The organism is Providencia burhodogranariea DSM 19968 (genome assembly GCF_000314855.2).
In the GTDB taxonomy this organism is placed as follows: Bacteria; Pseudomonadota; Gammaproteobacteria; order Enterobacterales; family Enterobacteriaceae; genus Providencia; species Providencia burhodogranariea.
Map to the genome: position 1 here is coordinate 896778 of NZ_KB233222.1, position 24995 is coordinate 921772.

The 24995-nt window shown below is 38.6% G+C and carries 18 protein-coding genes; 12 read left to right on the forward strand and 6 right to left on the reverse strand.

What is annotated here, in order from left to right; all coding sequences use genetic code 11:
* Window positions 1-192: 192 nt before the first annotated feature.
* On the forward strand, window positions 193-1128 hold the full coding sequence (gene fruK / locus OOA_RS03755; protein ID WP_008910792.1) for a 1-phosphofructokinase: 936 nt from the start codon (window positions 193-195) through the stop codon (window positions 1126-1128).
* A gap of 38 nt (window positions 1129-1166) precedes the next feature.
* Here fruK and nfo read toward each other — a convergent pair whose 3' ends face one another.
* Both nfo and OOA_RS03765 read right to left on the reverse strand, forming a co-directional pair.
* Complete coding sequence (gene nfo, locus OOA_RS03760; protein ID WP_008910793.1) at window positions 1167-2009, reverse strand: deoxyribonuclease IV; 843 nt, start codon at window positions 2007-2009, stop codon at window positions 1167-1169.
* Window positions 2010-2131: 122 nt separating this feature from the next.
* Complete coding sequence (locus tag OOA_RS03765) at window positions 2132-3211, reverse strand: YeiH family protein (protein ID WP_008910794.1); 1080 nt, start codon at window positions 3209-3211, stop codon at window positions 2132-2134.
* A 193-nt stretch (window positions 3212-3404) separates the two neighbouring features.
* On the opposite strand from OOA_RS03765, the gene yieE reads away from it, so the two are divergent.
* The 8 genes from yieE (at window position 3405) to dld (ending at window position 15370) form a co-directional block, all read left to right on the forward strand.
* Window positions 3405-4268: a DNA-binding transcriptional regulator YeiE gene (gene yieE, locus OOA_RS03770; RefSeq protein WP_008910795.1), complete on the forward strand. Its 864-nt coding sequence runs from the start codon at window positions 3405-3407 to the stop codon at window positions 4266-4268.
* A 236-nt stretch (window positions 4269-4504) separates the two neighbouring features.
* Complete coding sequence (locus OOA_RS03775; protein ID WP_008910796.1) at window positions 4505-5995, forward strand: amino acid permease; 1491 nt, start codon at window positions 4505-4507, stop codon at window positions 5993-5995.
* 677 nt (window positions 5996-6672) lie between these two features.
* Window positions 6673-7767, forward strand: coding sequence for a FecCD family ABC transporter permease (locus OOA_RS03780; protein WP_008910797.1), 1095 nt, complete (start codon window positions 6673-6675; stop codon window positions 7765-7767).
* Window positions 7764-8552 carry an ABC transporter ATP-binding protein gene (locus OOA_RS03785; protein WP_008910798.1) on the forward strand — a complete coding sequence of 263 codons (789 nt, stop codon included), beginning with the start codon at window positions 7764-7766 and terminating at the stop codon, window positions 8550-8552. Before OOA_RS03780 ends, OOA_RS03785 begins: the two co-directional genes overlap by 4 nt.
* Window positions 8553-9070: 518 nt before the next feature.
* Window positions 9071-11044, forward strand: a complete 1974-nt coding sequence (locus tag OOA_RS03790; RefSeq protein ID WP_008910799.1) for a ligand-gated channel protein — start codon at window positions 9071-9073, stop codon at window positions 11042-11044.
* A 386-nt stretch (window positions 11045-11430) separates the two neighbouring features.
* Window positions 11431-11646, forward strand: coding sequence for a hypothetical protein (locus tag OOA_RS03795; RefSeq protein WP_008910800.1), 216 nt, complete (start codon window positions 11431-11433; stop codon window positions 11644-11646).
* Window positions 11636-13018: an APC family permease gene (locus OOA_RS03800; RefSeq protein WP_008910801.1), complete on the forward strand. Its 1383-nt coding sequence runs from the start codon at window positions 11636-11638 to the stop codon at window positions 13016-13018. Before OOA_RS03795 ends, OOA_RS03800 begins: the two co-directional genes overlap by 11 nt.
* A gap of 612 nt (window positions 13019-13630) precedes the next feature.
* Complete coding sequence (gene dld, locus OOA_RS03805; protein WP_008910802.1) at window positions 13631-15370, forward strand: D-lactate dehydrogenase; 1740 nt, start codon at window positions 13631-13633, stop codon at window positions 15368-15370.
* A 141-nt stretch (window positions 15371-15511) separates the two neighbouring features.
* On the opposite strand, the gene sbcB is transcribed toward dld, so the two are convergent.
* Both sbcB and OOA_RS20590 read right to left on the reverse strand, forming a co-directional pair.
* Window positions 15512-16939 (reverse strand): exodeoxyribonuclease I, encoded by a 1428-nt coding sequence (sbcB, locus tag OOA_RS03810; RefSeq protein ID WP_008910803.1) that lies wholly within the window; start codon window positions 16937-16939, stop codon window positions 15512-15514.
* Window positions 16926-17096, reverse strand: coding sequence for a hypothetical protein (locus tag OOA_RS20590; protein WP_158467570.1), 171 nt, complete (start codon window positions 17094-17096; stop codon window positions 16926-16928). Before OOA_RS20590 ends, sbcB begins: the two co-directional genes overlap by 14 nt.
* A 352-nt stretch (window positions 17097-17448) precedes the next feature.
* On the opposite strand from OOA_RS20590, the gene OOA_RS03815 reads away from it, so the two are divergent.
* From OOA_RS03815 to tmaR, 3 genes are all read left to right on the forward strand, one after another.
* On the forward strand, window positions 17449-17643 hold the full coding sequence (locus tag OOA_RS03815; RefSeq protein ID WP_008910804.1) for a hypothetical protein: 195 nt from the start codon (window positions 17449-17451) through the stop codon (window positions 17641-17643).
* A gap of 651 nt (window positions 17644-18294) precedes the next feature.
* Window positions 18295-19560, forward strand: coding sequence for an MFS transporter (locus tag OOA_RS03820; protein WP_008910805.1), 1266 nt, complete (start codon window positions 18295-18297; stop codon window positions 19558-19560).
* A gap of 502 nt (window positions 19561-20062) precedes the next feature.
* On the forward strand, window positions 20063-20395 hold the full coding sequence (gene tmaR / locus OOA_RS03825; protein WP_008910806.1) for a PTS system regulator TmaR: 333 nt from the start codon (window positions 20063-20065) through the stop codon (window positions 20393-20395).
* 39 nt (window positions 20396-20434) lie between these two features.
* Here tmaR and OOA_RS03830 read toward each other — a convergent pair whose 3' ends face one another.
* Both OOA_RS03830 and rne read right to left on the reverse strand, forming a co-directional pair.
* Window positions 20435-21061, reverse strand: a complete 627-nt coding sequence (locus tag OOA_RS03830) for an NAD(P)H-binding protein (protein WP_008910807.1) — start codon at window positions 21059-21061, stop codon at window positions 20435-20437.
* Between the two features lie 213 nt (window positions 21062-21274).
* Window positions 21275-24553 carry a ribonuclease E gene (rne, locus tag OOA_RS03835; protein WP_040690777.1) on the reverse strand — a complete coding sequence of 1093 codons (3279 nt, stop codon included), beginning with the start codon at window positions 24551-24553 and terminating at the stop codon, window positions 21275-21277.
* Window positions 24554-24995: the final 442 nt, after the last annotated feature.

Here is a 24995-nt window from a genome sequence, read left to right on the forward strand (position 1 = left end):
TATAACTATGCGGTAAATATCTTGTATACGCGTCATAATTCAAGTTGCATGATATGTATTGCCAATTTGGGACTGCGCGCGCTGAATCACAGTATTCTCTATAGTCATTGTGATATGGCGGTAGCTTTATGGCATGCAATTCGAACTATTTTTTGTATATATGACCATAATGATAAAGGGAGATTCGAGGTTATGACTCGCCGGGTCGCTACAATTACATTAAATCCTGCCTATGATCTTGTCGGGCTGTGCTCTTCAATCGAAATCGGTGAAGTCAACTTAGTGACGACTGCTAGCCTTAATGCAGGAGGCAAAGGTGTTAACGTCGCGAAAGTATTGCGAGACCTTGGAATCGATATCACAGTAAGTGGCTTCATGGGAAAAGACAACCAAGATGAATTTCAACATTTTTTCAGTGATAACGGAATGGCGAACCGCTTCTGTATGGTGCCGGGTCGCACGAGAATCAACGTTAAACTAACCGAAAATAATGGTGAATCTACAGATTTTAATTTTTCGGGTTTTGATGTAAGTAAAGAAGACTGGAATCGCTTCTCAACAGAATCACTTAATTGGTTAGGTCATTTTGATATGGTCGTGGTGAGTGGCAGTCTACCAAATGGGGTTGAACCTGAAGAATTCACTCGATGGATGAGCCGCTTACGTCAATTGTGTCCATGTATTATTTTTGATAGTAGCCGTGAAGCGCTTAAAGCAGGTTTAAAGGCATCACCTTGGCTGGTAAAACCAAATCGGCATGAATTAGAAATGTGGGTTGGTCGCAAATTGCCTGATTTAAAAGATGTCATCGAAGCCGCACATGAATTGCGTGATAAAGGTATTTCTCATGTAGTGATTTCATTAGGTGAAGAAGGGGCCTTATGGGTTAATGCATCTGGCTCTTGGCTAGCAAAACCGCCTCATTGTGAGGTGATTAGTACTGTAGGTGCAGGGGATTCAATGGTAGCCGGTCTCGCATATGGGCTGCTCAGTGGGGAATCGAGTGCTCATACATTGCGTATGGCAACAGCTATTTCAGCTCTTTCGGTTTCACAGCCTGATGTTGGGGTAAAAAATCGGAATAAACTCGCTGAGATGATGGCGAAAATAGAAATGAAATCGTTATAAATACCAATGTAAAGGCGGTTATTACCGCCTTTTGCTGATTAATCTTGTTGTGATTTTAACCAAGCAATCTCTTGAGGCCAAATATCAGGATTAATAGTTTCTAATATTAATGGAATACCATCAAAGCGTGAATCTTTCATAATATAGCTAAATGGAGTATATCCAATATTGCCTTCGCCTAAACTATGATGGCGGTCGACTCTACTTGCGAATTCGCTTTTAGCATCATTTAAATGCATACCCTTGAGATATTCAAAACCAACTATATCGGAAAATTGTTTGAAGGTTTCTTCACAGTTTTCTGCTGTGCGTAAATCATAGCCAGCAGCAAAAGCGTGGCAGGTATCAATACAGACACCAACTCGCCTTTTGTCATCAACTCCTTCAATGATTTTTGCTAAATGTTCAAAACGAAAGCCTAAGTTTGTTCCTTGCCCTGCGGTATTTTCAATTACAGCAATCACACCTTTAGTTTCATTTAATGCAATATTGATAGATTCTGCAATACGGGAAAGACAATCATCGACTTCAATTTTTTTGAGGTGACTTCCTGGGTGAAAGTTAAGTAAGTCAATACCGAGCTGTTCACAGCGTTGCATTTCATCAATAAATGCAACACGTGATTTTTCCAGAGCTTCAATTTCAGGATGACCAAGATTAATCAAATAGCTGTCATGAGGTAGAATTTGATGCTTTCCATAACCATACTGTAGGCAATTGGCTTTGAATTTTTCAATAACGTCTTCCGTTAAAGGTGCGGCCTTCCACTGACGTTGGTTTTTAGTGAATAACGCAAAGGCAGTGGCATTTATTTCATGAGCGCGAATAACGGCTTGGTCAACACCACCAGAGGCGCTGACGTGTGCTCCAATATATTTCATTATGTGACTCCTTTTTATGGAAGTATGCCATCAAAGTACCAATAAATGAAATTGATAAAAAAGGCCGCAACTAAGGCGGCCAATGATGATAATTGTATTGAATTATTTTGTATATGGACTCATTACAACATAGCTTGAATTAATTCATTAATGATAAATCCACCGACAATCAACCAGAAGAAGAGGATAAGAGCCATAAATAAGGGCTTAATCCCTGCTTGGCGAATAGCGCTAACATGCGTAGTCAGACCTAATGCAACCATTGCCATTGCGAGTAAAATAGTATCTAAAGTAATGATAATTTTAACTAATATTTCGGGTAATAAGCTCAATGAATTAAATACGGCAACGAGTATGAAAATAACGGCAAACCAAGGAATGGTGATTTTGTTTTTTTCTGTATTTTGGTTTTTAGTTATGGTTGAGCGTCGACTTAAATAAGCAGACAGAATAATTAAGAATGGTGCAAGCATCATCACACGGATCATTTTACTGATCACTGCGGTATTTTCAGCATCAGGACCAATGGTATGACCGATAGCGACAACTTGAGCAACTTCATGAACGGTGGAACCAATATAAATACCGAAATTACTATCTGTTAGTGTAAACCAACCATAATGTGCATTAAGTTGGTAAAGCCATGGGTAAATAAAAATAGCAATGGTGCCAAAAATAACGACTGTTGACACCGCGACAGCAACTTTGCTTGCTGGCGCTTTAACGACAGGTTCAGCTGCCATGATGGCAGCTGCGCCACAAATACTACTGCCGGCACCAATTAAAATTGTGGTTTCGTCATCTAATTTAAATACTTTTTTGCCTAGCCAAAACGCAAGTAAAAAAGTAGATGATAAAGTTAACACATCAATTAACATGCCTGTCATACCGACATCTGTAATTTGCTGAAAAGTTAGCCGAAAACCATAAAGAATAATACCAGCACGTAAAAAATAGTGTTTTGCGAATTTTATGCCATCATCACAATAAGGGCTTACGACGGGATAAAATGTATTACCGACAATAATACCTAATAAAATAGCGAGTGTGAGTGCGCCTAAGCCAACATCAATAAACCATGGTTTATCACCAAGGTAGATCGAAATAGCGGTTAAAATTCCCGCTAAAGCAATGCCTGAAATTAGCTTAAGAAAGAGATGATTACTGTTATGTACTAATGGTGATGAATTACTCTTACTCATAATCTTACCTTTCTATACTACTTAGAACGTTTTAGAATAAGCATATATCAAACGAATGGATAATTTAAATTGATTATTTTTGTATAACCAATCTAAATTAGTGGTTTAAAGTTTCTTCTGGTAACTTAGTCATAAATCATTAATATTAACAATATTATTACAAATGCATGCCAACAACGTCGGAGCTACCTGTATGCGAATAACACTTAGGCAACTCGAAGTATTTACTGAAGTACTTAAAAGTGGCTCGACGACTCAAGCTTCTCAGTTACTTTCACTTTCCCAATCAGCTGTGAGTGCATCATTGACGGATCTTGAAGGGCAACTTGGTGTACAACTTTTTGATCGAGTAGGTAAGCGTCTTGTCACAAATGAGCATGGTCGATTACTGTATCCTAAGGCGTTGGCATTGCTGGAGCAGGCGCTAGAAGTAGAACAGTTATTTAAAAAAGAGATGGGTGCAGTAAGGTTATCTGCTAGTACTACTATTGGTAATTATATGTTACCAGAACTGCTGGCAGGGTATCGTTTTGACCATCCCTCCATCCCACTTGAATTGAATATTAGTAATACAGAAGAAGTCATTAAATCAGTTATGGAGTTTCGTGCGGATGTCGGTTTAATTGAAGGGATCTGCCATAGTCCTGAATTGGTTACAGAAGCATGGCTAAAAGATGAATTAGTCATATTCGCTGCGCCAAATAGTCCTTTCGTAGGTAAACCCCTTACATTGAAAGAATTACATGATGCACCATGGGTGTTGCGTGAAAGAGGCTCCGGTACGCGTGGGGTGCTAGATCAACTATTATTTGCACATTTGCCTGGCTTTCATATTTTAATGGAGTTAGGTAATTCCGAAGCTATTAAACATGCTGTTCGTTTTGGTATGGGGATCAGTTGTTTATCAAGGCGAGTGGTCGATGAACAGCTTAAAAATGGTTCACTGGTTGAGTTGCAAGTTGAGGGTCTTAAATTGCAGCGTACGTTATATTTGATTTATCATCGGCAAAAGCATTTATCTAATGCAATCAAAAACTTATTGGAATATTGTAAGTGATTAAGTTAGTCGTTTAGTTATAAATATCTTAAATGACTTTATTAGAAATAATGCCTTAAATGAAGGTGATACAGAAGCAAGGTTGCATGTTTTAATCGATGCAAACGAGTGTTTTGCTAATAATTTTGTTTGGATTATGAAGGTATCTTATAACTGCCAAGAGTTACTTAGTTCTGACAGGATATTTTGCTAGAATTCTTATAATATTGGTTAAATAAAAGAAATGTAGGGAATAAATGTCAGAACAACATACCACTGAGACGCAACATGGTGGCCCACAAAGATTACGTCGAGAACTAAAAGCTCGTCATCTTGCAATGATTGCAATTGGCGGTTCGATTGGTACTGGTCTTTTTGTTGCATCAGGTGCAACAGTCGCACAAGCTGGCCCCGGTGGGGCGCTTCTTTCTTATGCCATTATTGGTTTAATGGTTTATTTCTTAATGACTAGTTTGGGAGAGCTTGCGGCTTATATGCCAGTATCAGGCTCTTTTTCAACGTATGGTTCAAAATACGTTGATGAAGGATTTGGTTTCGCGCTAGGTTGGAACTATTGGTATAACTGGGCTGTAACAATAGCAGTAGACTTAGTTGCTGCACAGCTGGTCATGATGTATTGGTTTCCAGATACGCCGGGCTGGATCTGGAGTGCGATATTCTTAGCAATTATTTTTCTGCTTAATTACATTTCAGTAAAAGGGTTTGGTGAAGCAGAATATTGGTTCTCTTTAATTAAAGTCGTTACGGTTGTTATTTTTATCGCCGTGGGCGTTCTAATGATATTTGGTATCATGGATGGCGCTGAAAACGCAGGGTGGCATAACTGGACAGTTGGTGATGCGCCATTTGCAGGCGGTTTCGCTGCAATGATAGGTGTTGCTATGATAGTCGGTTTCTCATTCCAAGGTACTGAGCTCATCGGTATCGCAGCCGGTGAATCACAAGATCCAGCGAAGAACATTCCTAAGGCAGTACGTAAAGTATTTTGGCGTATTCTATTGTTCTATATCTTTGCAATCTTAATTATTAGTCTGATTATTCCTTATACTGATCCTAATTTGTTACGTAATGACGTTGGCGATATTAGTGTTAGCCCTTTCACACTCGTTTTTGAAAATGCGGGTCTACTATCTGCAGCTGCGGTAATGAATGCCGTTATCTTAACTGCTGTGTTATCAGCCGGTAACTCAGGCATGTATGCATCAACACGCATGTTGTACACTTTAGCTCGGGAAGGTAAAGCTCCACGTATTTTTGCTCGTCTATCGAAGGGTGGTGTTCCACGTAACGCATTGCTTGCAACAACAGTGATTGCCGGGCTGTGTTTTCTAAGTTCGATGTTTGGTAACCAAACTGTTTATTTATGGTTGCTTAATACTTCTGGTATGACAGGTTTTATTGCTTGGTTAGGTATCGCGATTAGTCATTATCGTTTCCGTAAAGGTTACATGGCACAAGGTAAGGACTTAAACGATCTTCCTTATCGCTCAGGTTTCTTCCCTATTGGGCCTATTTTTGCTTTCATCCTATGTTTAATTATTACATTAGGGCAAAACTACCAAGCTTTCTTAGAAGATAGAATTGATTGGGTTGGCGCTATTGCCACTTATATCGGTATTCCACTATTTTTAGCAATTTGGTTTGGTTATAAAATTATCAAGAAAACCTCCATTATTCGTTATAAAGATATGGATTTTCCTTCTTACAATGACAGTTTAAATAAATAGTTTAAATAAAGCCCTCTTTGGTTAGAGGGCTTTATTCGTATAAAATCCCGCCTCAAAATTCTACAATTCCAAAATTGCCAAGTTTCAATCTGAAAGCCTAATTTTTATCCTCTACATGCCTGTTTTAGGTGGCATATTAAACGGTATTGTATTATTAAAAATAAGATAAATCTTACGCGCTATGGAATGAAATCATTTAAAAACAATAGCTTAATTGGTGTTTAAGCTAAGGCGTGTCACTGGGCTATGCTTGTTATTTTTATCTATTATTTCTCATATCATGTTCTTTTTCTCTAAATAGCACTTACGAATAAAGGCGTTAATTATTTTGAATTAATTAACAAAAGTTCGGGTGCGATCACAATTTGATGCTTACCTTTAATTAAATTGGCAATCGCATTGATAAGTATTCTTATTTGCTTTATTGTTATTGGCATTAAAAGAAGGCTAAGATATTTGATGTGAAATTGATATCGAAATCGTTAGCAAAGCGGATAAATTCAGTACTAGTACGGTGTTTTGAATGGTGAGTACTTGTTAAATCATTCTATCTAGAGCTATTTTTAGGGCTTGAACTACAAAAAACATTGGCTGAATTGTATAACGAATTTTTAGCAGTTGAACCAACAGGTGTATACTGGGTCAGTGAGAAGCAAATTTAGTAGGTAATTTTAACAATGAGTACGACTACCGATCCAATGTCAACTGTAGAACAGGCAATTAAAGAGAACGATAATGATGTTAAGCAGCATTATCAACAAATGTTACGTCGAAGAATTACATGGATAGCGGTCATAATTGGCGCCATTGTATTGTCGTTGGTTATTGATTTCACGTTAGGCCCATCAGGGTTATCGCTGCAAAAATTATGGCAGACTTTAATATCGCCAGAATCTGTTGAAGCAGGTACTCGAGTTATTGTATGGGATATCCGGCTTCCTTATGCATTAATGGCTGTAGTCATTGGGATGTCTCTTGGCCTTGCTGGGGCTGAAATGCAAACCATATTGAATAACCCGCTAGCGAGTCCATTTACACTTGGTGTATCAAGTGCTGCTGCTTTTGGTGCAGCATTAGCAATTGTTTCTGGTATAGCAATACCGGGGGTACCAGATCAGTGGGTGATCTCTGCTAATGCTTTTATTTTTGCTCTAATGGCGGCACTTATGCTTGATGCCGTTACTCGTTGGACGCGAGTTGCGACGTCGGGCGTTGTTTTATTTGGTATTGCACTAGTATTTACGTTTAACGCATTAGTTTCGATGATGCAGTTCATTGCAACTGAAGATACGCTTCAAGGGCTTGTATTTTGGACTATGGGAAGTTTGTCTAAAGCAACGTGGATCAAACTGGGGGTGATGACATTAGTCTTCTTCCTTGTTTTCCCAATTGCAATGATGAGCTCTTGGAAATTGACAGCATTAAGGCTCGGTGAAGACCGTGCAATTAGCTTTGGTATTGATGTACGCCGTTTACGGCTAACAACGCTGCTGCGTATTAGTATCTTATCTGCATTAGCGGTCGCATTTGTCGGGCCAATAGCCTTCATCGGTTTAGTTGCTCCACATATTGCACGATTAATGTTTGGTGAAGATCATCGTTTCTACTTACCCGCGAGTGCATTGATTGGCGCATTAGTATTATCGATGGCATCAATTGCATCTAAAAATATTATACCGGGCGTGATTATTCCTGTCGGTATTGTGACATCGCTGGTTGGTGTACCGTTTTTCTTAAGTATTATTTTGCGTCACAGAGGTAACGTATCATGACAGATGGCCTGATTATTAATCATTTTAATGCAGGTTATCCGAAACACCCTGTGATCGAAAACCTGAAAACTGAAACATTACCTCGTGGTAAAATTACTGTATTACTGGGACCAAATGGAAGTGGCAAATCAACTTTATTACGCTCTTTGGCTGGTTTAAATAAAGCAACGGGACAATTGTTATTAGATGGGCAAGATTTAACTCAGCAAAATTTTGCACAACGTGCTCAAAATGTTGTGTATTTACCGCAAAGTTTACCTGCGGGTGTTCATCTGTATGTATTAGAATCTGTGATTGTTGCTCAAAGAGCATCGGGTGGGCTCAGTAATGAAAATAGTAAAGATGAGGTAATGCACTTATTGCATCAATTAGGTATTGAACATTTAGCATTAAGTTATTTAGATCAATTATCAGGTGGTCAAAAACAATTGGTAGGTTTAGCTCAATCATTAATACGTCAACCTAATTTATTATTATTAGATGAGCCATTAAGTGCATTAGATCTAAATTATCAATACCATGTTATGGATCTGGTTGCGAAAGAGACTAAGCGTAGAAATATTATTACTGTTGTGGTGGTTCATGATATTAATATTGCTCTGAGGCATGCGGAACACGTATTAATGCTAAAGAAAGGTAAGTTAATCGCGCAAGGTGCACCGGAAGAGGTGATTACTCCGAGTAGTCTAGCTGATGTTTATGGTGTCAGAGGCCGTATTGAGCGTTGTTCTCAAGGTGTGCCACAAGTACTGATTGATGGGTTAGTGGAAAAGTTTGCGAGCTGATCTTAACGAGTTAAAAGCCGCGTTCATTTTTATCTCTGGGCGCGGTTAATTGAAAAATATAGCAATATGATATTTTCTAGCCAAAATTAATTATAGGAAATTTAAACCAATGGTTATATATCATAAATTTCCTATAGATAATTATTGATTTAAAAAATCAAATTATAGCGATTTCAAAACTGATAATATTGGTATGAATCAGCATGCTATTGTATATATCCATATTACTTTATATGAAGCTAACATCGTTATAATTTGAAAAATACAGGGAATATTTGTCTACAGAATAATAATAATAGCAACAGTACTAATAGGGTTATAGAACCAAAATAACTCAAGTTAGATGTAAGTAATAAGCAAACATAACCTGATGAATATAATAATTTCATTGATTCGGGGTGAGTACTCGTTTGCCTATAATTTTTACAGTAGCTTGAATTATCGCGGGTATAAATCCAAATATTGAGCTTATGTCACATTACACAATTAAATGAAAAATATCTCTCGGAGAATTGGGAATGGTTGTTTTTAATAAAAGAAAAATTGCATTAAGCATTATTGCATCTATGGCTGCAGCACCTGCATTTGCAGACAGTAGTAAAGATACCATTATGGTTACCACTGCGACAGGTTTCCAACAAAAAATTGAAGATGCCCCTGCATCTATCTCAGTTGTCACTCGTGAACAACTTGAAAATAAAGCCTACCGTGATGTGACAGATGCACTTAAAGATGTTCCTGGTGTTCTTGTTACTGGTGGTGGTAGCAGTTCGGATATAAGTATTCGTGGTATGGATGCCAAGTATACTATGATCTTAATCGATGGTAAGCGAGTTGATACACGTAGTACTCGGCCAAACAGTGATGGCTCTGGTATTGAGCAAGGTTGGTTACCGCCATTACCTGCAATCGAACGTATTGAAGTGGTAAGAGGCCCGATGTCATCGCTTTATGGTTCTGATGCAATGGGTGGGGTTATCAATATTATTACTCGTCGCGTTCAGCAAGAATGGACAACAAGTCTTCGTGCAGATGGCACTATCACAGAGCGTCAAAACTCAGGTAATACTGGGCAAGGTAGTTTTTATACTTCAGGTCCATTAATTGATGGTTTACTCGGAGTGAAACTAAATGGTCAGTATTCACATAGAGGTGAAGATAAATATGTTGGTGGATTCAATCGACAAATAATGACCAGTGGTGGAGGTACCGTTTCTTGGACTCCGGACGATAAAAATACAATTGATGTTGATTTCAAAAAAGATAATCAACATAGAGATTCTCGTAAAGGTTATACGACAAATAGTAATAGTGGTTTTAATAAGTATGAAATGACGCATTCTGCTATTACTCATACAGGTCTTTATGATTTTGGAACAACGGATACTTATCTTCAGTATGATGAATCAAAGAATCCGGGTCGTAAAATGAAAGCAGAAGATACAATTTTCCGTAATCAAAGTGTTTTCTTATTAGGTGATCATAGCCTAAGTCTAGGTGGACAGTATCGTAAAGAAAAATTAGAGGCTGGAGATAATAAATTTCCGCTTAGTAAATTAGATCGTTGGAGCTGGGCATTATTTGCAGAAGATGAATGGTTAATGACGAGTGATTTCGCATTAACTGGTGGCATTCGTATGGATAAAGACGAGAACTATGGAACTCATTGGACACCTCGTTTATATGGTGTCTGGCACGCTGATGATCAATGGACAATTAAAGGTGGTATATCAACAGGTTACCGAGCACCTGATTTACGTCAATCAACAGCAGCATGGGGCCAAGCAACTGGTGGTAGCAGAGGAAATGCGGTTATTTATGGTAACCCAGACTTAAAACCTGAAAAAAGTGTTACCGAAGAAATTGGTGTGATTTGGAATAATCAAAATAACATCACTGCTGGAATTACTATTTATAATACTGATTTTAAAGATAAAATAACAGAGGTTACTCGTTGTTCTAACACCAATGCTAACGTGAGAAACTGTACCGTAGCACAGGATGGTGTTGGTGATAATGGTAAAGATCCGTACAACTTTATCAGTGATAGACAGAATGTTGATAAAGCAAGTATGCGAGGCGTTGAGTTAACGTTTAACTGGGGCATACTGGATGATTTAGAGTTTGCGGCTAACTATACATATACGGATACAGAACAAAAAAGCGGTGTAAATAAAGGTAAGCCTCTGAATAAACAACCTAAGCATATGGCTAATACAACGTTAACATGGGATACAACAGAAGATTTGCAAACATGGACTCGCATGAATTTCCGTGGCAAAACCTCTGATTTCCAAGGGCGTGGCGAGGTAATGAATAATGGTACACCATCATATGCATTATTTGATTTAGGTGCTAGTTATAAGTTAAGTAAGAATGCGAATATTGTTGGTGGTGTTTATAACATCTTAGATCGTCGCATCGATCAAGCCAACTACGGCGCTGAATTAGAAGGCCGTCGCTACAACTTCGGTATCAACTATAACTTCTAATCAAACTCGTTAAACTATTGCTTAAGGCTCTTTTGTTAAAAACAAAAGAGCCTTATTATTTACTAAGAAAAAGCGCAAAAAAATTATCTTTGATCGCTAAAGTTTACCGTGATAAATAAGTTATTAGCTTTCAAAGCAAAATCCGTAAATAGATAAAAAATTCTCATCAAATATTGCCAGTTTTTTCACAATAACTATTGCTATTTCAGTACTTGGAGTGCAAAATGCGCGGACTAAAAAATAACTGATACCTCAATTTCCGGTATCGGTTTTTTTTTGCTTTTTAAGTTAGTTCATTTTCGTGGGGCCGGATAATAGGCCGGATAGATAAATTATATTTTTACGAGTAGCATATACATAATGTTACCGATTTGAGGAATGCTTTCATGGGTTACTTTTTCGCATTCGCAGCAGGGCCTGGTGGCCGAGGCTGCCGCATTGATGACTACGGGGCAGCTGTCTGCGTCAAAAATTTACCATTCAACCTTTCATCTTTCTTTTCTGCCTATAGGCAGATGCAAAGTCTTCCCAGTAACTATCGATTGAGTAGGTTAAATAATACTCAATCGAAAGTTATGGGAGGGCTTTGTCATGCAAAATAATTCAATACCATTATCCATTGGTAGCAACCAAACTGGTGCTAACAACCGTGTACAACTTGCAAAAACATTAACACTGTTGCAAGTCGTTATGATTGGTTTAGCTTATATTCAGCCAATGACCATATTCGATACTTTCGGTATGGTGTCAGATAAAACCAATGGTCATGTTCCGACTTCCTATATTATTGCACTTGCTGCGATATTATTTACTGCACTGAGCTACGGCAAATTGGTGAAGCGCTTCCCATCAGCCGGTTCAGCGTATACTTATGCTCAAAAATCAATGAGCCCACATATTGGCTTTCTAGTAGGTTGGACATCACTATTGTCCTACATATTTATGCCAATGATTAATATTTTATTGGCGAAAATTTATCTACAGGATATTTTCCCAACTGTTGAGCCTGCTATTTTCGTTGTGGGGCTTGTCATCGTAATGACGGCCGCGAATTTACGCGGTATCAATGTTATCGCTAACCTAAGCACAGTGATTGCTATTATCCAAATTGGGGTGATGGTCGTATTTACAGGGCTAGTTATCCATGGCGTCACAAATGGTGAAGGTTCTGGTGAAGTATGGACATTCAGGCCATTTGCCGATGAAAAAACAGAAATGATCCCACTTATTGCTGGGGCAACCATTTTATGTTTCTCATTCTTAGGCTTTGATGGATTAAGCTCGCTATCGGAAGAAACACCGAATGCGGGTAAAGTGATCCCACGTGCAATTTTCTTAACTGCACTAATTGGTGGCGTTATTTTTATCACGGTATCATTCTTCTTGCAGCAGTATTTTCCAGATGTTTCTCGTTTTAAAAATATAAATGAGACACAGCCAGACATTATGAGATTTGTTGCTGGAGCATTCTTCCAGTCGATTATTCTCGTATTCTCATGTGTTACTGTGTTGGCATCAGGTATGGCTGCTCACGCAGGTAGTGCTCGTTTAATGTACGTTATGGGACGTGATGGTGTGTTTCCTGAAAAAGTCTTTGGCTACGTGAGTCCAAAGTGGCGTACACCTGCTTATAACGTCTTATTAGTGGGGATACTTGCTCTTGGTGCGATATGGTTTGAAATGGATTTCGCGACAGCATTAATTAACTTTGGTGCATTGATTGCGTTTACCTTTGTCAACATATCAGTGATTAGCCAATTCTTTATTCGTGAGCGACGTATACACGGAATTAAAAATATTTTCAATTATTTGATTTTACCTGTAATTGGTACACTAACGGTGTGCGTATTATGGATTAATATTGAAGAAGATTCGATGGTATATGGCTTGATTTGGACTGCTGTAGGTCTGATTTATATGGCAGCCTTAACCCGAATGTTCCGTAGGCCTATGCCTCAAATGAGTGATAATTAATTCAATTCATTGAATATAAACAGCGCTTTCGAGCGCTGTTTTTTTTGCCAGATCTAAACAATTCGTTTTATATTCGTCCTTGATAAACATTACCCATATTTCTATATCAATTTAAATAATTATTTAATTATCATTTATGCGCCTAATATTGAAGTGGGACGACATTTCTAGGCGGGGAGAGTGCTGAGGTGGTGATTTATAGCCTAATTCAGATATTGAAAAAATGAAAAACGTGACATGTCACAACAGAATAAATATCAATAATATTGAAAATTGTCGTTGGAAGATAAACGATATTTTTTCGTTGTGTGATGATGTTTAAGCCAATTGATCCCCTCGATTATTCAGCGCTAACTTAAACCATTATAAAGGCGAATCCAAAACTATCTACAATGTGTTATGGTTATAGATTACAATTAATTCACAATTAATCGAGGCGCCCCAAATAGTTCGAATTGTGTAGGTGACCAGTGACGCTATTCTGATGAAAAAGGCCTTTGAACGTTCAGTTTGAAGGATTCAGGCTGCTGGATATAGCATTCTATTTATATAACACTGCCATACAACTCGAAGTATGCAAGGTATAATTATTCTGGATAGGAAGGCGTAGAAATGAATGCTGTAAACAGCCCTGAGAATCAACGATTATTACTCACACTCACCAACATTGTTGGTAAAAAGAATCTCTTGACTGAGCCTCATAAGACAGAACGCTATCGTAAAGGATTTCGTTCTGGAATGGGCGATGCGATTGCAGTTGTGTTTCCTACCACATTATTAGAGCAGTGGTATGTTTTTAAAGCCTGTGTTGAAGCCGATAAAATTGTTTTAATGCAAGCTGCAAATACAGGGCTCACCGAAGGTTCTACACCAAGTGGGTATGACTACGATCGTGATATTGTGATTATTAGCACACTAAGATTAAACCAAATTCAAGTATTACCTGAATTTAATCAAGTTGTTGCCATGCCGGGCAGTACGCTATATGACCTCGAAAAACTATTAAAACCATTAGGTCGAGAGCCTCATTCATTAATTGGTTCATCATGTATTGGTGCTTCTGTTGTCGGTGGTATTTGTAATAGTTCAGGTGGTTCTTTAGTGCGCAGAGGGCCTGCTTATACAGAGCTAGCACTTTATGGGCGAGTCAATGAAGAGGGTAAGGCTGAGCTTGTAAACCATTTAGGTATCAATTTGGGTACTGCGCCAGAAGAAATTTTAACGAACCTACAAAATCGACGTTATAGTACTGAAGACATTGAACATAGCGAGAAATTAGCATCAGATCATGAATATGCTCAACGAGTTCGTGATATCAATGCTGATACTCCATCACGCTTTAACGCAGATGAACGTCGCTTATTTGAAGCATCAGGCTGCGCAGGTAAGTTAGCCGTATTTGCTGTTCGTCTTGACACCTTTCCTGCAGATACCTCTTCGCAAGTATTCTATATAGGTTCGAATAACCCTGATGTGCTCGAAGATATTCGTCGTCATATATTAAGTGAGTTTAAAAATTTGCCGGTTGCTGGTGAATATATGCACCGAGGTTGTTTTGACGTTGCAGAACTGTATGGCAAAGATACCTTTTTAATGATTGATAAATTTGGCACAGATAAAATGCCACTATTTTTCACTATTAAAGGTCGTATCGACGCAGTGTTGAATAAAATGCCATTGCTCCCATCTAACCTTGTCGATCGTACATTACAGATGGCGAGTAAACTATGGCCATCACATTTGCCACCTAGGATGAAACAATTTCGTGATAAGTATGAACATCATTTAATGCTGAAAATGGCAGGTGATGGAATTGAAGAAGCAAAAGTTTGGTTAAAACATTTCTTTGAGACGGCCGATGGTGGTTATTTCGAATGTACACCTGAAGAAGGAGCCAAAGCATTCTTGCATCGTTTTGCTGCTGCCGGCGCGGCTATTCGTTACCATGCGGTGCATAGTAAAGATGTCGAAGATGTATTAGCACTTGATATCGCTCTACGTCGTAACGATCGCGACTGGTTCGAAAAATTGCCACCAGAAATTGAAAAATTGTTAGTCCATAAGCTGTATTGTGGTCACTTCATGTGCCATGTGATGCATCAAGACTATATACTTAAAAAAGGTGTCGATCCAAAAGAGCTGAAAGAAAAAATGTTAGAGCTATTAGATGAACGTGGTGCGCAATATCCAGCAGAGCACAATGTTGGGCATATCTATAAAGCGCAGCCTCAATTAAAATCTTTCTATAAGCAGGCTGACCCAACAAACACCATGAATCCAGGGCTTGGGAAAACAACCAAACGTAAAAATTGGGAAGGCGATTGTGGTTGTAACCATAATCATGAGCACTAATTTATATTATAAATAATTTGATTTGCATGGTAAGTGATAAGGGAAGTTCAGAAGCGTGTATAGATAAAGGCGATGACTCAACAATCATGCAATTTGAACTATAACAAGTAGATTTGGGCAGATTTTTCTGCCCAATCCGTATCAGCTTGCTAATTCAGCAGCATAATTCACCAGCGCTTTTAATTGCTTACAGCGCTCGGTATCGTTTTGATGTTCTACCATCAACGACTCAATTTTTTGCATATATTCAATTAAACGGCTTTCAGTAAAGTAATCTCTGCGGTGCTGTAACCAACGTTGTTGTTCTTCATAGGACAGTATTGTTGGGAAATTACGTGCTTTATAGCGAAAAAATAGCTCTTTCATACGCGGATCTTCGAAAGCTAAATCAAGCGCGGGTAGATTTTGTACGGGCGTTTCCCTAATAATATCCATTGTTGAACGATCTGAATTACTGAAAAAACCACTGTAAATTTTTGTATCAACATCATCCAATTCAACGAAAGGTGCGGTTTCAGCAAAAACCTCAATGACCTTATTTCGAATATCTGGATGCTGACGAAGAATTTCTAAATTACGCAAACACATATCACGGTCAACACCAGTACGTTCAGCATCTTCGGTTCGAAGTGTTTTTTCAGGGGCGAGGATAGGGCATTTATTGATATGCACCAACTTAATCGGCACCGGTAATTCATCACCTAATTCAGCTTTTGGAGTATATAAGCGTTCACGTAATGTTTGGGCTGATAAGTTAATCAGTGGTGATATATCGGCCGCTAGATCACACATAATTACGGCGTTACGGTTATCAGGATGCCATGCTAAAGGGGCGACAAGACTGACATAAGAGCGTAAGGCTCCAAACATACCCGAGACATGCACAAGAGGTGTCATATCGACGATATCAATCAATTGGTTAACTTTATTTTTATTTCTCAATTGATAGAAATAATCAAACATTCTAGGTTGAGCAGCTTTAAGTAATTTAGCCATACTAATGGTCGCTAAAACATCAGACATTGCATCATGCGCGTTTTCATGGGTAACACCATTCGCTTTAGTGAGGTGCTCTAGACGCATACTAGGCAGGCCGTCATCATTCTCAGGCCAATTTATACCTTCAGGGCGAAGCGCAAAACAAGCACGTAACGCATCGAGTAAGTCCCAACGAGAATTACCTTGTTGCCAACTATAGGCATAAGGATCATAAAAATTGCGATAGAAAATATTACGAGTGACTTCGTCATCAAAACGGATATTGTTGTAGCCCATAATGCAGGTATTTGGCTGACTAAATGCATGATGAATGCGTTTAGCAAATTCGGCTTCATTCACGCCTTGAGCTAAAGCAATTTGAGGTGTAATACCTGTAATCATAACCGCTTCAGGTTGTGGTAAGTAGTCATCTGAAGGCGCACAATAAAAAACTTCAGGTTCTTCAATGATATTAAAGTCTAAGTCTGTTCTGACGCCCGCGAACTGTGCAGGACGGTCAAGGGCAGTACGCTGACCAAAAGTTTCGTAATCATGAATAAAAAATGTGGGCTGCTTTTTAGTTTCTTGCAACGTGATTCTCCGTTAAGCCTTTGTTGCTATCTTCCAGTTTTGATTTATCAATAATATTTTGTGGTTGGCTATCCAACAGTAGTGGATGAGTTGAGGACAGGTGAGGATCAAAATCATTTAATGATAACTCGATGCCCCAAGTGACTTTGCGTGACACAAAATATTTTTGTTTCCCATCATACCCTATACATAATAAAACCTGAACAAACAGCCGATAAAGGTTTAAGTCTTAGCCTCATACCTCTTGATATTAAGTCTATCCGTATAAAGTTTACAACGATGATCCATCGGTATTAATGGTGAACGACTTACATATCTATTCAATTTACGTTTATTTAAATCAAGCTAATTATTAATGATTGAAATGCATCACATTGATTTTTTTGGGATGTTTTATTTATTAAATATCACTTTTTGGATTAAAAATTGGTAAATCAGCGTAAAAATCCACCTAGAAGTAGCTAGATTGTTCTACTCTTTATAACGTTACTAATAAAAAAGGGGTTTTTATGCATACATATGACGAAAGAACGCGATTGATTTTATCCGAAATAGGGCGCGTCACATTGGGGTTATTAGCGAGTAATGAAGTTAATAAACAAACTATTACGAGTAAGTTGCAAAATGATGCAGCAAAGGAAACAAATCCTGCACGTAAAAGTATTCTTGATGATGCGGTGACTTTTTTGAACAGCAGAATATAGTGAATACAGGCCCTCATTTGGGGGCTATTGTCTCAATGGATTGAACGGCTATTGCTTTTTTACTTTACGTAAAGGGTTTTAACTCGAATAAAAAGCGATCTTCAAAAAACAATAGTGTTGAGAACTGTATGTAAGGGTTAGTGAACATCTTTATTCTTAAACGGATATTTTTAAGTACTGTACATTGCAAACATCAGACATTATTGGCAATACGTGAGATGTAGCGTACGCTATTGCAAGTCAAAAAAATTGCCAATAATTAATAAAACTTCGTCAATAAATCACGTAATTTGAGTAATCTATTTATACAGATATTCATATTTTTACTGTAACTAATTGTACTGTAACTAATTGTGTAAACACATTAAATCAACATCACTATAATTAGATTCAACCAAAATAAGTTTTAACCAATTAAAATATTATAGCGAGGGTAGAAAATCATTCTAACGAGAAAGATTGGTTGAAATATAAACATTCATAGTGGTAGAACATGATTAAAAATAAACACTTTAGTGATCTTGATCATAACACTAACTTGTTAACGTTAACATATGTGCGTAACATCACACTTCAAGTACAAATTGCTAGTTTATCATTAATGTTAACCTTAACATTTTGGCAATTAGAAGGTTTTGTAGGCGGAAAATTATGAATAGTGAATCGAAAAAATATTATGCCTCGCTGAGTGCATTGCTGTTTTTTTTCTTTTTTACCTGGTCATCGACATTTTCAGTGGTTGCGATCTGGCTGCGAAAATATGTCGGGTTAGAAGGGACGGATACAGGCGTTATTTTCTCCTGCATATCAATTGTTGCACTTTGTGCTCAACCACTTTATGGTTTTTTACAAGACAAATTAGGTCTTCGTAAAAACCTATTATTATTTATCGCAATTTTGTTGATCTCGTCAGGGCCATTTTTTATGGTCTTTGGCAAGTTATTACAATGGAATATTGTGGTTGGTAGCATCCTAGGTGGTTTGTTTATTGGGATGACATTTCACGCAGGGATCGGAGTACTTGAATCATATACTGAACGTGTTAGCCGCTTGCGTGATTTTGAATATGGTAAGGCGAGAATGTGGGGGTCACTAGGATGGGCGGCTGCAACATTCTTTGCTGGACGTAATATCAATATTAACCCAAACTATAATTTCATAATGGCGACCATTTCAGGCATTATTTTCTTAGTCATTTTATTGAGATTAAAAACGGGTAAAACGAATGCTTTTAATAGCTTAGAGTATGGAAAACCCTCTTCAATTACCATTAATGACGCATTGCACTTATTTTCCCTTCCACGTTTCTGGGCATTAATACTATTTGTATTGGGAACCTGTATTTATAGTGTTTATGATCAACAGTTTATGGTTTATTTTGCTCACCAATTCCAAAATGAACAAACAGGTAATGAGATGTACGGTTATCTCAATTCACTACAAGTCTTTTTGGAAGCGGGTGGAATGTTCTTAGCACCTTATATTGTTAATCGTATTGGCGCTAAAAATGGCCTGCTATTTGCCAGTAGTGTGATGGGATTGAGAATTATAGGTTCTGGTTTAGTTGAAGGACCCATTCTAATTTCAGCGATGAAATTACTCCATGCGGTCGAATTACCTATTTTGCTTATCGCTATCTTTAAATATAACAGTCGTCATTTTGATAAACGTTTATCTTCAACACTCTACTTGGTCGGATTTAGCTTTATTACTTCGGTTGTTGCTAGCATATTATCACCTCTAGCTGGCTGGGGTTACGATAAAATCGGTTTTGCAGATACGTATTTAATCATGGGCGCTTTTGTTGTTATCACCACAATCTTATCTGCCTTCTGTTTACGCAGCGATAAAATGGGATCTGGCGATCACGGTATATCACAAGACATTGACACACAAACATTGGCTCAAAAAGCTTAATCATGTGCCATTGTGTAAGTTTTTCTCTATGGTTCTTGGTAAGATAATTCGAGTTGTCTGCACGGGGTTGTTAAGGGCAATTCGTATTAGAAATTTTATGCTCGGCGTGCATCGAGCATAGAGTTTGCATATAGGTCATTCAAGTCTCTCTAATCTGTACCATCGATATAGCTCTCCTTGATGCTAATATGCATCCAACTCATTGAGAATAAATAAACTAGAAAGATTAACTAGGCAAATAAAAAATATATTTTTCGGCATTATTAAATCAATGAATATGCGAAATCGACTTGTAACATAATGGTGTTAGAAGGTATTGTGTATATCTGTCATACTTCAAGTTGCATGGTACAAGCTGTGAATGTATTGCAGCACTTAGCCACTCGAATCACTTAAGCTTAAAGCTTATCTAGATATCGGCGTATACTGCTTCGATGCAATTTGAAATATTTGCAGTACAGGAATCAATGCGTTTTGTTTTTCTAATAGAGGGCTCTTAAACATGGACAACGCTAACAAGCAATCTTTCCAAAATGTCCTGGAATTTGTGCGTATGTTTCGTCGTAAAAATAAAATTCGTCGTGAAATTACCGACAATGAAAAGAAAATTCGTGATAACCAGAAACGTGTTTTATTACTCGATAACTTGAGTGATTATATCAAGCCTGGTATGTCTATCGAGGAAATTCAAGCCATTATTGCAAACATGCGTGGCGATTATGACGATCGTGTCGATGACTATATCATCAAAAATGCAGAACTTTCTAAAGAGCGTCGTGAAATCTCAAGTAAACTGAAAGAGATGGGCGATTTAAACAAGAAAGACGTTAAGTAATTATATTGGAGCCGAGTTTAACTCGGCTCATTATTGAGATTAGCCCCAATTAGGTTTTAGGTCGGGGTCAATAACAGCGAATACCTGTCTAAAACTGCTTTGCTCTTCAACAAGGCTAGCTAAAACAAGCGCAACATCTTCCCGGCTAACCACACCGTGAGCCTCATTGGTTAATAATTTAGCATTGTGTGTTGCGGCGCTATTCATTAATCCACCGGGTCTGATGATAGTGTAATTTATTTCACTCGTTTGTAGATAAGATTCTGCCATCGATTTTTGGCGAACTGATTTTCCAAACAATGCTTTTGCTCTAGTCGAAAGAGTAGACCAACTATCACCACAACCTATTGATGTTACAAATAACAAGCGTGATGCCTGATGTTGCTCCGCTTGTCTAATAATGTTGTAGTTCCCATAAAAATCGGCTTGCCCACCACCTATAGTAGTGAAGATAACAGTATCTTTAGTGACTGTTCCAAAAATAGCCTCAAGAGAGTGCATATCTGTCGCGTCACCCATAAAGGCTTGAATGCCTTTATCAGATAACCGTTTCGCATCATCTTGGTTACGGGCTAACGCCGACACTTTTTGGCCCTGATCCAAACCAATTTTTGCAAGCATGTGGCCAATTCCCTTAGTCGCACCGAAAATTATCCAATGAGCCATTTTAAATTCCTATAGGTTATGTGTTGAGTTAATAGATGTAAATAATGATGGTTTTCACGTGACCTAACAAATTAGTAACGAACTACTTAAGTTGCATTTTATTCATTGTCACTCAGATTGAGAATAAAGCTATCTGTTTTTATTGTACTAACCATTTTTGTAACCATAAAAAAAGCCCTGCAATTGCAGGGCTTATCATCATTAGTTAGCTAATTATTCAAAACTAGCAGGTTTTGCCATTTCAGATGTTGCTTTGTTTGTTGCAACATGTCCACCGGCACCACCTTTACCAACAAAACTTGAGGTTTCGCGTTGGTAAACTTTGATTTCAAATGTTGATTTAACAACTTCTGGAGCTGGAGCCTTAGTCATTGGAGAATAAGAATGACGAGTTGCTTTAATTACCTCAGTGACTAATTGGGTAACCACTGGTACTGATTCAGCTACTGCTATAGCCTCAGCTTCAACTTTAGGCTCTTCAGTAATAATAGCTTGAGATTGTTCGTCTTTCGCGTCTTCAGCTAGTTGCTCTGCTTTAGCGTTTTCAACAGCAATTTCTTCACTAACAACTTTAACCTCAGCATTAGGCTGTGGTTGTACATTTTCTTGAACGATAACTTCAGGTTGTTGTACAGGTTGTTCAACTTGAGCGGCAGCAACAGGTTCAGCTTGTGGCGCAATAACAGGTTCTATAGTTGCAGATTGCTCATCTGAATTTTCCGCAACAATATCAACTACTGCTTCTTTTGGCTCTATCGCTTCTGTTTTAGCAATAATGGTTTCTTGTGTTTTATCAACTATTTCAACAGGTTGTGACGTGGTCATATTCGCAATTTCTAGCGATGCTCTGTTAAATCCATCTTGTTGCTCAAGCATTTCTTCATTGGTGATGATAGCCATTGAATCTTGTTGAGTGTGAATAATCGGATAGCTTATACACACTTTACCCGATGCAAGCTCAGGAGATGCTACAGCGGCGAACAGAGGCATTGGAGATTTAGTTAAATGACGCTCATCACGGTAACGGCGGCGACGTTGACCACTAACACGTAAATGACGTGGTGAGCGGCGTGAACGACGTGGAATGATTGAATCTTGTTTATCTTCATCATTGGTGTAAGCCGTTTGTAGGTTATCGCTATTAGCATCAGTCGACCCACTATCTTTTACTTCAACATGCGTTGGTGCTGGTAATGCAGCAATAGACTTAGCTGTATTCTCAGGCGTATGTTCAGTCGTGATAGCGATGTCATTTTGTGCCACTACATCGGTAGCGTCGGTGACACGAATTTTCTGTGTCAATTGACGACGTTGACGACGTTGAGCGACTACTCGCGGTTGCGTGTCTTCTTTCTCGATAGCGGCGGTATCTACTGTTTCAACGACTTCTGGCTGAGCTTTTGCAACTTGTTGCTGGCGTTTTTCATCTTGACGACGGCGACGTTCAGCACGCTGATCACGGCGTTGTACTTGCGGTGTTTCAGTGTTAGTCGTTTCTGCTACAGGCTCATCTTGTTGATTGACCGTTTTCGTGTTGCGAGGCTTACGATTATTTGTATCGTCAGACTGTGCGTTACGATTTGAACGATTATCGCGGTTATCACGATTTTCGTTATTTTCATCACGATCACGGCGATTATTATTATTGCGGCGATTGTTATTACGGCGGTCATTGTTACGACGTCTGTCATTACCGTTAGTTGGACGGCTCCTTTCGACAGGCTTCTCAACAACTTTTTCCTCTTCCTCACCAAATAGCTTTTTAAAGAAAGCAGCAATTTTACTGAATAAACCTGGCTCAGGGGCAGCTTTGACACTCGGCTTAGGTGTTTCAGGAGTGATATTACTTTCTTTAGGTTTAGCCGTTGGAGCAGGTTCAACCGGATCTTGTAGGGCAAAAGCAGAAATAGCAGGTTGTTCTGGTGCTTTACGCTCAGATGTTGTCTCATCAATGTTAGTCAGCGTTTCAGTTTCATGATACTGGGCTAAATTATAGCTCAGAGTATTAACTTCTTCGCCTTTACGGATACGAATAACATGGAAATGAGGGGTTTGCATCTGATCGTTTGGAACGATAACAACACGAACATTGCGTTGACGAGTTTCAATCTCGGTGACAGCATTACGTTTTTCGTTAAGCAGGTAAGACGCAATCTGAACAGGCACAATGGCATGAACTTCATGAGTATTCTCTTTTAGTGCTTCTTCTTCAATGAGACGGAGGACTGAAAGAGAGAGTGATTCATTATCACGAATCGTTCCTGTACCTGAACAACGTGGGCACACGTGATGGCTTGATTCACCTAACGATGGGCTCAAACGCTGACGTGACATCTCTAATAAACCAAAGCGAGATATACGTGCAATTTGAATACGAGCGCGATCTTGGCGGACAGCTTCACGTAAGCGGTTTTCAACTTCACGTTGATGCCTAACCGGTGTCATATCAATAAAGTCGATAACAATCAGGCCACCAAGGTCGCGAAGACGTAATTGACGAGCAATTTCATCTGCTGCTTCAAGGTTGGTGTTGAATGCAGTTTCTTCGATATCACCACCACGTGTTGAACGTGAGGAGTTGATATCGATAGCGGTTAACGCTTCCGTGGTATCGATAACTAACGCACCACCAGACGGAAGACGAACTTCACGTTGGAATGCAGATTCGATTTGTGATTCGATTTGATAATGGCTAAACAGGGGAACGTCGCCACTATAGTGTTTAATTTTGCTTGCGAAATCACCACGACCGATGGCCTCGATGTGATTTCTTGCCATTTCGACAACTTTCGGGTTATCGATAAGAATTTCACCAATGTCAGGACGCAGGTAATCACGGAATGCGCGGACAATGACGTTACTTTCTTGGTGAATTAAGAATGGAGCAGGACGGTTTTCAGCCGCTTTTTTAATCGCATCCCAATGGCGTAGGCGATACAGTAAATCTTGTTGTAAAGAATCTGCTGATTTACCTACACCTGCGGTACGAACAATTAAGCCCATACCATCAGGGATTTCGAGTGAAGAGAGCGCTTCTTTTAGCTCAGTGCGATCTTCACCTTCAATACGACGGGAAATTCCCCCTGCGCGTGGATTATTTGGCATTAAAACTAAATAACTTCCCGCTAAGCTAATAAAAGTAGTTAATGCAGCACCTTTATTGCCGCGTTCTTCTTTATCAACTTGAACAATAACTTCTTGACCTTCCTTTAATACATCTTTGATGTTCGGGCGGCCTTGGGAGTGATAATTACTTGGGAAGTATTCGCGAGCGATTTCTTTGATAGGAAGGAAACCGTGTCTTTCAGCACCATAATCAACAAAAGCAGCTTCGAGACTTGGTTCAATGCGAGTGATTTTACCTTTGTAAATATTCGCCTTTTTTTGCTCATGACCTGGGCTTTCAATATCCAAATCATAGAGGCGTTGCCCATCAACTAGGGCAACACGCAACTCTTCCTGTTGAGTTGCGTTTATTAACATTCTTTTCATATTGTTACTTACTCATTATTTTTTACTTTCAATAAAGAGCAGCGAAATAGGGAGCTATTGTAAACCGATGGCCTCGTGATTTTTACAAAACCGCCTGCCTCCCGGCAGTCGTTCGTATAGAGACGCGCAATATTCGGTGAACCTGATTTTTAGATTAAAAATTCAGCGTTCTTAATCAGAAAGCCGTCATTAGTATAATAAACGGAAGTTCCTAACCCAAAAAGCTAATATTCGTTGCTCGCTAATTATTTGATATTGTTAGATGTCTTACGCCATTGCAGCATCGTTACTCAATCAAATAGCAAATTTCTATATTATGCCAATTATCGTTTTATCAAACATGATGGCAATGTGCATTATCCCATTGCCAGCGTCATTATAGCAAGTTGATACGTGAGTTAAATTAAAATTTTATTTATAAATATGACTAACAAGCTATTCT

What these genes read in the sequence shown, in the direction of transcription:
- OOA_RS03815 (WP_008910804.1), top strand. Translation starts at nt 17,449, where the DNA reads ATGCATACATATGACGAAAGAACGCGATTGATTTTATCCGAAATAGGG.
- nfo (WP_008910793.1), bottom strand. Translation starts at nt 2,009, where the DNA reads ATGAAATATATTGGAGCACACGTCAGCGCCTCTGGTGGTGTTGACCAA.
- OOA_RS03775 (WP_008910796.1), top strand. Translation starts at nt 4,505, where the DNA reads ATGTCAGAACAACATACCACTGAGACGCAACATGGTGGCCCACAAAGA.
- OOA_RS03790 (WP_008910799.1), top strand. Translation starts at nt 9,071, where the DNA reads ATGGTTGTTTTTAATAAAAGAAAAATTGCATTAAGCATTATTGCATCT.
- OOA_RS03795 (WP_008910800.1), top strand. Translation starts at nt 11,431, where the DNA reads ATGGGTTACTTTTTCGCATTCGCAGCAGGGCCTGGTGGCCGAGGCTGC.
- OOA_RS03830 (WP_008910807.1), bottom strand. Translation starts at nt 21,061, where the DNA reads ATGGCTCATTGGATAATTTTCGGTGCGACTAAGGGAATTGGCCACATG.
- OOA_RS03765 (WP_008910794.1), bottom strand. Translation starts at nt 3,211, where the DNA reads ATGAGTAAGAGTAATTCATCACCATTAGTACATAACAGTAATCATCTC.
- fruK (WP_008910792.1), top strand. Translation starts at nt 193, where the DNA reads ATGACTCGCCGGGTCGCTACAATTACATTAAATCCTGCCTATGATCTT.
- OOA_RS03780 (WP_008910797.1), top strand. Translation starts at nt 6,673, where the DNA reads ATGAGTACGACTACCGATCCAATGTCAACTGTAGAACAGGCAATTAAA.
- yieE (WP_008910795.1), top strand. Translation starts at nt 3,405, where the DNA reads ATGCGAATAACACTTAGGCAACTCGAAGTATTTACTGAAGTACTTAAA.
- rne (WP_040690777.1), bottom strand. Translation starts at nt 24,553, where the DNA reads ATGAAAAGAATGTTAATAAACGCAACTCAACAGGAAGAGTTGCGTGTT.
- OOA_RS03785 (WP_008910798.1), top strand. Translation starts at nt 7,764, where the DNA reads ATGACAGATGGCCTGATTATTAATCATTTTAATGCAGGTTATCCGAAA.
- OOA_RS03820 (WP_008910805.1), top strand. Translation starts at nt 18,295, where the DNA reads ATGAATAGTGAATCGAAAAAATATTATGCCTCGCTGAGTGCATTGCTG.
- dld (WP_008910802.1), top strand. Translation starts at nt 13,631, where the DNA reads ATGAATGCTGTAAACAGCCCTGAGAATCAACGATTATTACTCACACTC.
- OOA_RS03800 (WP_008910801.1), top strand. Translation starts at nt 11,636, where the DNA reads ATGCAAAATAATTCAATACCATTATCCATTGGTAGCAACCAAACTGGT.
- tmaR (WP_008910806.1), top strand. Translation starts at nt 20,063, where the DNA reads ATGGACAACGCTAACAAGCAATCTTTCCAAAATGTCCTGGAATTTGTG.